Origin of the sequence: Teichococcus globiformis (assembly GCF_042646265.1) — a bacterium.
Lineage (GTDB): Bacteria > Pseudomonadota > Alphaproteobacteria > Acetobacterales > Acetobacteraceae > Pseudoroseomonas > Pseudoroseomonas globiformis.
On sequence record NZ_JBHRTN010000026.1, the window covers coordinates 198,827 to 208,252 of the forward strand.

Annotated in this window: 9 protein-coding genes; 2 read left to right on the plus strand and 7 right to left on the minus strand. The window is 71.8% G+C overall.

The genetic code is table 11. The features are described from left to right. Nucleotides 1–41: 41 nt before the first annotated feature. Nucleotides 42–1,061 carry an Ldh family oxidoreductase gene (locus ACFOD4_RS20470; protein ID WP_379599478.1) on the minus strand — a complete coding sequence of 340 codons (1,020 nt, stop codon included), beginning with the start codon at nt 1,059–1,061 and terminating at the stop codon, nt 42–44. A gap of 23 nt (nt 1,062–1,084) precedes the next feature. Then, nucleotides 1,085–2,311 carry an MFS transporter gene (locus tag ACFOD4_RS20475; protein ID WP_379599479.1) on the minus strand — a complete coding sequence of 409 codons (1,227 nt, stop codon included), beginning with the start codon at nt 2,309–2,311 and terminating at the stop codon, nt 1,085–1,087. 390 nt (nt 2,312–2,701) lie between these two features. Here ACFOD4_RS20475 and ACFOD4_RS20480 point away from each other — a divergent pair, with 390 nt between their 5' ends. Further along, nucleotides 2,702–3,064, plus strand: a complete 363-nt coding sequence (locus ACFOD4_RS20480) for a DUF6481 family protein (RefSeq protein WP_379599480.1) — start codon at nt 2,702–2,704, stop codon at nt 3,062–3,064. A gap of 358 nt (nt 3,065–3,422) precedes the next feature. After that, nucleotides 3,423–4,295 (plus strand): AfsR/SARP family transcriptional regulator, encoded by an 873-nt coding sequence (locus ACFOD4_RS20485; RefSeq protein WP_379599481.1) that lies wholly within the window; start codon nt 3,423–3,425, stop codon nt 4,293–4,295. A 1-nt stretch (nt 4,296) separates the two neighbouring features. On the opposite strand, the gene ACFOD4_RS20490 is transcribed toward ACFOD4_RS20485, so the two are convergent. The 5 genes from ACFOD4_RS20490 to ACFOD4_RS20510 all read right to left on the minus strand — a co-directional run. After that, nucleotides 4,297–7,188 (minus strand): S8 family serine peptidase, encoded by a 2,892-nt coding sequence (locus tag ACFOD4_RS20490; protein WP_379599483.1) that lies wholly within the window; start codon nt 7,186–7,188, stop codon nt 4,297–4,299. A gap of 22 nt (nt 7,189–7,210) precedes the next feature. Further along, nucleotides 7,211–7,996: a hypothetical protein gene (locus ACFOD4_RS20495; RefSeq protein ID WP_379599484.1), complete on the minus strand. Its 786-nt coding sequence runs from the start codon at nt 7,994–7,996 to the stop codon at nt 7,211–7,213. 4 nt (nt 7,997–8,000) lie between these two features. Continuing rightward, nucleotides 8,001–8,657: a hypothetical protein gene (locus ACFOD4_RS20500; RefSeq protein ID WP_379599485.1), complete on the minus strand. Its 657-nt coding sequence runs from the start codon at nt 8,655–8,657 to the stop codon at nt 8,001–8,003. A gap of 2 nt (nt 8,658–8,659) precedes the next feature. Then, on the minus strand, nt 8,660–9,124 hold the full coding sequence (locus tag ACFOD4_RS20505; protein ID WP_379599486.1) for a hypothetical protein: 465 nt from the start codon (nt 9,122–9,124) through the stop codon (nt 8,660–8,662). After that, nucleotides 9,124–9,426: hypothetical protein (locus ACFOD4_RS20510; protein ID WP_379599488.1), on the minus strand; the 303-nt coding region annotated here is incomplete at its 5' end. The genes ACFOD4_RS20505 and ACFOD4_RS20510, both read right to left, overlap by 1 nt.

Below are 9,426 nucleotides of genomic sequence, written 5' to 3' on the forward strand. Positions count from 1 at the left end.
GAACGCTTCCGGGGCTTCGCGCACCCCTCCCACCAGCCGCCTCAGCAAAGCTCCATCAGCTGCTCGTGCAGGCTGCGCGACACCAGCACCCCTTCTTCCCGGGCACGCGCCCGCGCCGCGTGCCGGCGGGTGCCAGGCAGGCGCGCCGGACGATGCTGTTCCGCCAAGGCGGTGAGCCAGGCATCCGCCTCGTTCAGGCGACCGGCACCGCCGAAGCGGGCCGGATCGATGGCCAGCATCAGGTAGCCGCCGCGCAGCGGCCCGCCGTCCCGGGTATCGACGGCCAGCGCCTCGGCACTCCGCAGATCGCCGAGCAGGGGCCCTGCCAGCAGTTCCACCATCAGGCCGAGTGCGGCACCCTTGTGCCCGCCGAAGGGCAGGATCGCCCCACGCAGCGCCGCATCCGGACTGGTGGTGGGGGCGCCGTGCTCGTCCACCGCCCAGCCTGGCGGAAGACTTGCTCCGCTTCTGCGGCGCAGCTCGATCTCGCCCTTGGCAACCGTGCTGGCGGACAGGTCGAACACAAAGGGCTTTCTGCCCTCGCCGCGGGGATAGGCGAAGGCCAGGGGGTTCGTGCCGAAGGCCGGGGCGGAGCCGCCGGCCAGCGCCACGCTGTGCGCGCCGATGGTGCAGGCGAGCGCCACCAGCCCGTCTTCGGCCACCGGCTCCACATCCCCCCACAGGGCCGAGAAGTGGTAGCAATGATTTAGCGCCAGCGCGGCAATGCCGAATTGCCGCGCCCTTTCGGCCAGCAGGGGACGGCCGATCCGCAGGGGGTGGAGCGCGAAGCCGCCCTTCGCGTCGATCCTGACCACCGCCCCGGCCGTGGAGGTCACCTCCGGCACCGCCACCGGATCGACCTTGCCGGACCGCACTGCCGCGACGCAGCCAAGGATGCGGTACAGGCCGTGCGATCGGGCCTCGTCCGCCTCTGCCAGGGTGACCACCTCCGCCATGGCGTCCGCATGGTCGCGGCTGATGCCGCAGCGCAGCAGGGGCTGCTCGGCAAGGTGACGCACCTGCTCCAGCGAGAGCCTGATGTGATCCGCGCCCTTGGTCATCGTTTTCTTCCCCGAGGAATGTTTCACAAGCTGCCGCGCCACCAGCGCCGCGTGAACCAGAGCGCCAGCAGGCCCTCCAGCGCCGAGATGGCCACTGCGTTGTGGGCACCGATCGCGTCGGCCAGCAGGCCGAGATGCAGGAAGCCGATCGGGCCGACGCCGATGCAGACGGAAAGCAGGCCCAGCACGCGGCTGCGCATCTCGGGCGGGGTGGCGAGAAACACCAGCGTCGTCTGCATGATGCTGAAGCCCGAGCCGCCAAGCCCCAGCAGCATCAGCGCCAGGCCCGCCGGAACGGCATGCGGCGCCATCGCGAACACCGCCGTCATGACGCAGTAGGCGATCACGCCGCCAACAAAGAACTGCCAGTACCGCTCGGGCCGCGCATACCAGGCGATCAGCAAGGCGCCGAGCAGCGCGCCGACGCCATCCATGCTGGCCAGCACGCCGATGCCTTCCGGCCCCAGCAGCAACCGGTCCTGCCCGATCACGGGCACCATGCTCGTCGTCGGCCAGGCGAAGATGTTGTAGATCACCGTGATGATCATGACGCCGGCCAGCCGTCGGTCGGCCAGGACCAGCGCGATCCCGGCGCCCACGCGGCCGAGCACCCCTTCGCCCGTTGGCGCCTGGGCATCGTTGCGGTAGCGCAGGCGGAGCGTGGCCCAGATCGCCACAAGGTAGAGCACCGCGCTCAGCAGGAAGACGCCCTCGATCCCCGCCGCCGCCAGGATCAGCCCGCCCAGCACCGGGCCGAGCATCCGGCTGGCATTGTTGGTGCCGACATCGACCGACATGGCGGTGCTCATGCGCCCGGCGCCCACCACCTGCCCGAGCATCATGCGCCGCACCGGGTTGTCGGCTGCCCAGCCGATGCCGTTGATGACGCTGGCCAGGGCCAGGTGCCAGATCTCCAGGGCGCCGCCCAGCGCCAGTAGCCCCAGGGCAAGGGAAGTGACAAAGGAGCTGGCCACCACCAGCAGCAGACCGGTGCGCCGCTCGATCCGCTCCGCCCACGCCCCGAGAAACGCGCCGAGCAGCGCCATGGGCAGCAGGCGCAGCAGCATCATGGTGGCCACCAGCAAGGCCGAGCCGCGCTGCTGGTACACGAACACGCCAACGGCGATGGTTTCGATCCAGCGTACGCCGAAGATCACCAGGCCGACGGCCCAGAGCCTGCGAAAATCGGGATCGGCGAAGACGGCGCGCAGCGGCGCGGGGCCCGCGGGGATGGGACCGGCATCTGGCACCTTGGTTATCACTCCCGGATCGTTCTTCGAATCGTTCTTCCCGCCGGTTCGGCGGGAGGTGCGGGCATCATCGCGCGCCGGGCTCTGCCGCGACAAGCCGCCCCGGTTCCCTCGCAGGCGTTGCGGCGGGCACCGCGCGGAGCGGCGGACGGGTGGAGAAAACGGGCGAGAGGTTGCCCCCCCGGTCAAAAGGCGCCGTGCGGGAGGCGCTGGCCGGGAGCATGATTGCCCCGACCGCGGGAGCCCCGATGGCGAGGATCAACACAGCGGGCCGGTAAAATACGCGATGAGAGGGCCGCGATCGGTTGGCGCGGCGGCATGCCCGCCCTATAGGGCTGCGTGGATCGGGCTGTTTTGATCCAAACCCCCTTGTAGAAGTCGGCATTCGTCATGGCCAAAGCAAAATCAGGAACCATCGCCGAGCGTCTGGAGGACGCTGCCAAGGCCAAGCGAGCGATGCTGGAAGCCTTCCGCAGCCGGCCGGGCCTCGATGACCCGGAGGTTGCCGCGCGCCGCGCGGAGCGGATGGAAATAGCCAAGGCCCGGGAGGCCCGGATGGAGGCCCGGCGCCAGGCGCAGGAAGCCGAGGCGGCCCGCTTGCGCGCCGAGCAGGAAGCAGAGCGTGCGAGGCGCCGTGCCGAGGAAGAGGCGCGCGAGGCCGAGCGGAAGGCCAATCTGCGCAAGAAGCCCGGCCTCGCTGCCGTGCTGGCGAGCCACCAGGCCGCCAAGGCCGCCAAGAAGGCGCGGAACTGACGTTCCGTCCGTTCGGCGGGGGAGGATCCCCGCCGCTTCGCCGGGCCTGATTTCCGCGCCTCGAATTGGCCCGTCCGGCCGCGCAGTGCTGGCCGACTGGATGGTGGGAACGGGAAGGCCGGCGGGAAGCGGTTCCGCGCCCCGGCGGTGCCGGCGGCGAATAGCACCTTTTGACAGGCGGAATGTCCGACCTGGGCGGCCCCGGCCGACAATTGTGTTGCGGAACAGAAACAATCGGCGCAATGCTGTTCGCCCCTGAAGATCCCTTCAGGCCGATGCCTTCCTGCAACGTTTCCGTGCCAGGTGCCGGGCGGAGCACGGTTCCTCCTTCGGGCTCATTGAAGCAAGAGCGTTCGACATGGTCCCCTCCGCAACCGCGGCGCGGCTCACCCTGTTCGGTGGCGTGCGCCTGGAAACAGCCTCGGGCGCAGCCGTTTCCTTTCCGACCCGCCGCGCGCAGCGGCTGCTCGCCATGCTGGTTCTGGCTCCGCCGCAGGGCTTGGCGCGGGACAGTCTGGCGGAAGCGCTGTGGCCAGAGGCGGCGCCCTGCGACAGCCGGCATGCCCTGGCGACCGAATTGTGGCGGCTGCGCCGCGTGCTCCACCATGCCGGCGCCGCCGACTGGGTGCAGGAATGCGGCGGACGGCTGCTGGTGAACCAGGCCGCCCGCGATGGCGCCGATGTGCATGCCTTCGAGAGCGCTCTTCTCCACCTGCGCAGCTCGGCGTCTCCAGCCGCGCGCCGTGCCGCCGTGGCGGAGGTGGAGCGCCTGCATGCCGGCGACTTCATGGCCGGGGACAGCGACGAGTGGAGCCTGTCCCGCCGTGCCTTCTTCACGGCGCAGCGCATCGATGCCCTGGTGGTGGGGCTGGAACTGGCGCGGGACGCCGGCGATGGGCCGGAGGTGATCCGGCTGGGGCATGTGCTGATGCTGTCGGACCCGCTGCTGGAGATCGTGTCGCAGGAGATGATGCGGGCCTACCTGTTGACCGGCAACAGTGCTGCGGCGCTGGCCGTGTTTCACCGTCTGGAGCGGGTTCTGCAGGCGGAACTCTCGGTTTGTCCGGCGGCGGAAACGCGCGCGCTGCGGGACCTGGCCCTGGCCGCGCGGCAATGGCCCGCGGCCCTCGCACCCGCCTCCAGAAGCGCGGCGTCCACCGCGCGGCCGCTGCCGGAGCGGCTGCACCGTCTGGCCGAAGAGCTGCACGCGCTCGCCGGCCAGCTGCGGTAGTCTAGCGCGGGATCTGCAGGCGGATCGTCGCGCGGCGGTTGGCCTGGTCGTTCGGGTGGGTTCCCACCGCGCCATCCGAGCCCATGCCCTGAAAGCGGATATTCGCGGCCGCGCCGAGCAGGCCGCGCAAGGCCTCGGCCGCGGCACGCGCGCGCCGGGTCGACAACTCCATGTTCTGCACCGCGTTTCCGGCGCGGCTGGCATGGCCGGTCACGAACACCGGCACGCCGCCGTTGCGGATCTGCTCCACCACGGCCGAGCCCAGCCGGTTGAGCCATGTCTGCAGCCGGTTGCGTTCATTGGTGGTCAGTTCCGGCCCCGAAGTCAGAAAGAAGACATGCGTGACCTCGGGCCCGGCGGGGAGCAGGTGGCGGCTGTCGGGATAGGGGGCCGGGCGTGCCCCGCCGCCGCGTGCGCCCCCCGATGCGCGACCGCCCCCCTGGTCCGGCGGCGCGATCGGCACCGTGCCGGGGGCGCCAGGATCCGCCTGGGCCGGAACCGGGCAGCTCTGCCCCGGGCCGAAGCGCGACACGCCTTCCACCCGCACCCGGTTGCCCGGCGCGTTGATGGTCAGCTCCGCCGAGCCATCCGCCTGCACCAGCAGCCGGCCCGAGAAATCCTCGTCGCCCGCAGGGCCGGTCGGGTCCCAGCGGCCCTCGATCCAGAAGGGGATGTTGGCCCGCGTGGTGCCGCGCACCTGTTGCGCGTCGGGCCGCAGCCGGATGTTCAGGGTGGAGTTGATCAGAAAGGCCGAGCCGGCCTCGTGCCGCACGATCGAAACGTTGTAGATGTTGAAGCAGTCGGCGGTGATCGCAACCTGGAAGGCCATGATGTCGTCGCTGATCACCGGCTGCACGCAGCGCAGGCGGAAGATCCGCGTGGTGGTGAATTCGGGGCCGAGGCCGCGCGGCAGCGGCACCACCCGCGCTTCCTGGGTGCTCAGGGTGAAGGCGCCGGTGAAGATGCGATCGCGGCCGAAATCGATCGCCTTGCCCAGCACGTCGATCCCGGCGCCGATGCCGCCCAGCACCCCGGCGAGGCGCGCCGCGCCGGCCGCCACGGCGGGGTTCTCCTGCAGGCCCACGCTGCCGTCCCAGCCGGGCGGGCGCGCCCGGAAGGCTGTGGAATGGGTGTACATGGCCGTTGTCTCCTTCGCGGCGGGGGTTTGGGGGGTGACACCGAGCTCACGGGCCCGGCGGATGGCGCTGCATGGTTCCACCAGCCCGGCGCCGGCGCGCAGCGCTTCCCGCGCGGGAAGACGCAGCGGCCTCGCCGTGCCGATGATGGCGGCACGGGTTTCATGGATGGTGAGCGGCCGGCCCGCGGCCTCGAAGGCCAGGGCGATGGTGCCGGCAACGTAGGGCGCGGCCTGGGAGGCGCCGCTTTTCCGGGTCAGCCCGCCCTCCGGCGCCGCGGCGGAGCGGGAGCGGGTGGCGAGGATCGCGACGCCCGGCGCAACTAGGTCCGGCTTCAGACGGCCGTCCCGCGTCGGGCCGCTGCTGGAAAAGGGGGCGATCGCCGGATGGGGCGGCGCGCCGGCCGCGGCACCGACGGCGATGGACAACATGCCGTTGCAGATGGCACCGAGCGTGTGCAGCGTTTGCAGATGGGGCCCGAGCAGCACCGACTGGCATCCGGCGCAGCCGCCATCGCGCTCGGCGGAAGCGTGCCAGCGCCCGTCCGAAATCTCTTCGCCGCGCAGCAGCAGCGTCCAGTCGCCGGCGGGCGCGCCGGGGCGCAAAAAGATGTCCACATGGTGGTCCGCCGAATTGGGATCGAAGGCGCGGTGGTAGAGCCGCCCGACCTCCTGCCCGGCAACGGTGATCGGCTGGTTGTGCCCGAGCGGCGCCTCGACACGCGGCGTGCCGAGGGGGCCGAGCAGAGTTACATGCAGCCGGTCCCGGTCGGGATACCAGAGCTCCAGCTCGTTGCCGGTGGGATCGTCGGCGCCCACGCGCCAACCCAGCTCCTGCTGCCGGCCAGGCCGCAGCACGCCAGCGGCATGGGCCCGCGCCAGGTGATAATTGCCGGTGGACATCACCACCGCCCGCCCGGGCGCAGCGCCGAGCAGCGCGTCGATGGCGCGCTCGACCAGGGTGGTGCCGTTCTGCGGGCCGGCATGGCGGCCGAGGCTGAGATTGACCACGAAGGGGCGCCGGCCGGCGACGCGCCGCACGAAATCCAGCCCTTCCAGGATGCGCACGCTGTCGCCCAGCCCGGCCAGGCCGCCGAGCTGCCCCGCGGCGAGGTTGACGAAGACCAGCCCGGCGCCCGGCGCCATGCCGCCTTCCCGGCCAGGGCCGGGGGTGCCGGCGGCAATATCCGCCACATGCGTGCCGTGGGCGCCGGAGCCCGCATCGGCGTCGGCGGCGCGGTATCTCAGGGCGGCTTCGGGATCGGGGCGGCGCAGCGCCGCGTCGATCTCGGCGCGGCCGATCATCCGGCCATAGCCATAGGAAGGGCGCCGGCCCGGCAGAACATGCCGCCCTTCCCGCTGGTCCCACAGGGCCAGCACGCGGCTGCCGCCATCCGGCCGGCGAAAGGCGGGCGCGGCGAGGTCGAAGCCCCAATCCAGCACGCCCAGCACGATCCCCGCGCCGGTCTCCGGCCCCCGCCATCCGCGGGCGGGAAGCGCTGCGGACTCCGCTGGCGCCGCGGGGATGACGGCATCCTCGGGATAGTCGAGCAGGCGTGGCGCCTTCAGCGACAGCACGCGCCGGTCGGCCCAGACCCGTCCGACCTCGGAGCGAGGGATGCGCGCCGTGACCACCTCCCCGAAGCGGGCCACCACCCGGGCCTCGCGCGGCACCCCGACCGGGTCCGCGAGGCGCATCAGCACCTCGAGCACCTCGTCCGGGGGGCCTTCCAGCATTTCCTGCAGGGCGGGGTCCATGGCGGTGGTCCGTCCGGCGGCGTCAGGGAATGTTGACCGGATTGCTGGCCAGGGTCTTCTCCTCACCCTGGTCGCCGATCTCGGCCGTTTCCTTGACCCGCAGCGACTTGCCGGCATCGTCGGCCACAACGGTGTAGGTTCTGTTGGTTTCGCCGGGGATCGGCTGATCGCCGCGCATCCATTGGTAGGCACGGTTGCGGCCCTGGCGCTCGCCGGTGAAGGTTCCCGGCTGCGCTTCCAGCATGGCGCCCGCCTGGGCCTTGACGGCGATGCCGGGAGGAGCGTCCGCAGGCTGCGCGGCGGCGCCGGCGGCCGCCACCACCGGGCCCGGCACGGCAATGCCCGTGCTGGTGATGGCCACCTCCCCCAGCTCGCTCTGCAGGGTCTCCTGCACTGCCAGGGTGTGGCCGGCATCGCCGCGCCTGACCACGTAAGTCTCGCCGGTCGCACCGGAAACCGGCGTGCTGTTCAGCAGCCATTGCCGGCCTTTCAGCCGGGGGGCGGCGGTGCCGGAATAGCTGCCGGCCGCCGCCTTCAACTCTTTGCCGATCTCGGCCGTACCCGTGACGGCCGGCGCGGAAAGCACCACCAGACGCTGCGCGGCCACCTGCCCGCGCAGCCTTTCCCGATCGGCCAGCATCTCCGCGATGTCATCCGCCGCCCGGATGTTGAAGGCCATCTGCGCCACCGGATTGCCGCAGAACAGGCCGGAGATCACCAGGTTGGTGCGGAAGGCATCGCTGCCCGGCACGTCGCTCAGCCGGTTCGCGGCCAGCATGCCGGTCAGGGCGGTCATGGCGATGGACATGGCATCAGCTCCTCCGCGAGGCCATCAGGGCGACCGCCAGCAGCATCATGTCGTTCTGCCCCGACGCGCCCGGCGTTCCGCCGGCGGCGGCGCCCCCGCCCATGCCGCCGCTCAGCATCATCGGCAGCAGCATCATCATCATGTCGGGCCTCTCGTACTGCACGGCGGTCGGGGTCAGGGCCACGTTGGGCTTCACCGAACCGCCCTCCCCAGGCAGGGTGATGCTGGTGATCTTCGGCGCCGGCTGCAGCAGCGGCAGCAGGGTCATCATCATGCTGCCCTGCTGCATGGCACCGATGCGGTCGGTGGCTTCCTTCAGCTTCCGGTCTGTGTCCGCTTTCATCCGCGCCACGTCGGCGCGCACATCGGCGATGGCCTTCTGCGTATCCTGCTTCAGGCGCTCGATGGCCTGGGCGCTGGCGACCGGCTGCGGGAAGCGCACGGACATGGCGCCGCCTGCGGGTGCGGCGGCGCCGACCCTTGCGGCGCCCACGCTGGGCGAGGAGCGGAAATTCGCCGCACGGCCGAACCGCCGAACCGGCGACGCTTCCGTCGCATCGTCGTCCCAGGCGTCATCGTCGCCGCTGTCGCCTAGCCAGGCGAGATTGTCCCCGTCATATTCCTCGGCGAGGCGGCGGATGGCTTCGGTGTCAAAGGTCATGGTCAGGGCTCCCTGTTGAATGAGGTCACGGGGCGGAACCCCGGGCCGGCCTGGGGGCCGGTCCCGGGGCCGGCGGCGCGCAGCCGGTGCCGGACAACAACCGGCGAAGGGCCGAGCGCCCGGATCACCGGCAGAACAAAGGCCTCGAAAGCGCCGCGCTCCGGCGGAAAGGTGCCGGGATGGCCGGCGCCGCCACAGGCGCAGCCGGGGTCGGCGCCCCAGCAGGCCGGGCAGGCGCCGAGCGCGCCCGCCAGACATTCCGTGAAGGCCAGCAGCGCGGTGTTGGCGCCTTCCAGCCGCACCAACCTGGCGCGGAGCTCCTCGACCTCCGGGTGCGCAGCCGGGGCCGTGGAGGCGGCCTGCTGGGTGAGCAGCAGCCGCAGCATCGCCAGCGTGCGCGGCTCCATGCCCTCGGTCTCCATCAGGTCCAGCAGGGTCGGGCCGCTGGCGCCTTCCGGGAGGGACATCACGCGCGCTCCACGGCCTGGGCAAGATGGTCGGCCAGCAGGTCGAGGCTGTCGGGCGACAGGCTGTCCCGCGGCTCGTGCCAGCTCTCGGTGCCGGACAGTGCTTCCTCGGCTGCGTGGTCCGCGAGGCGCGCCAAGCTGCCGAGCAACTGCGCCAGCCCGCCCGGCGCGCTCGCGCTGCCCGCCGATCCGCCGATCGTGCCCTGGGCCAAACCGGCCAAGGCGCCGATCACCTTGGGGTTTGTCAGCAGGTTAAGCAGCTGCCGGGCGGCCCCCGATGTCGGCGCCACGCCGGCGGCCGG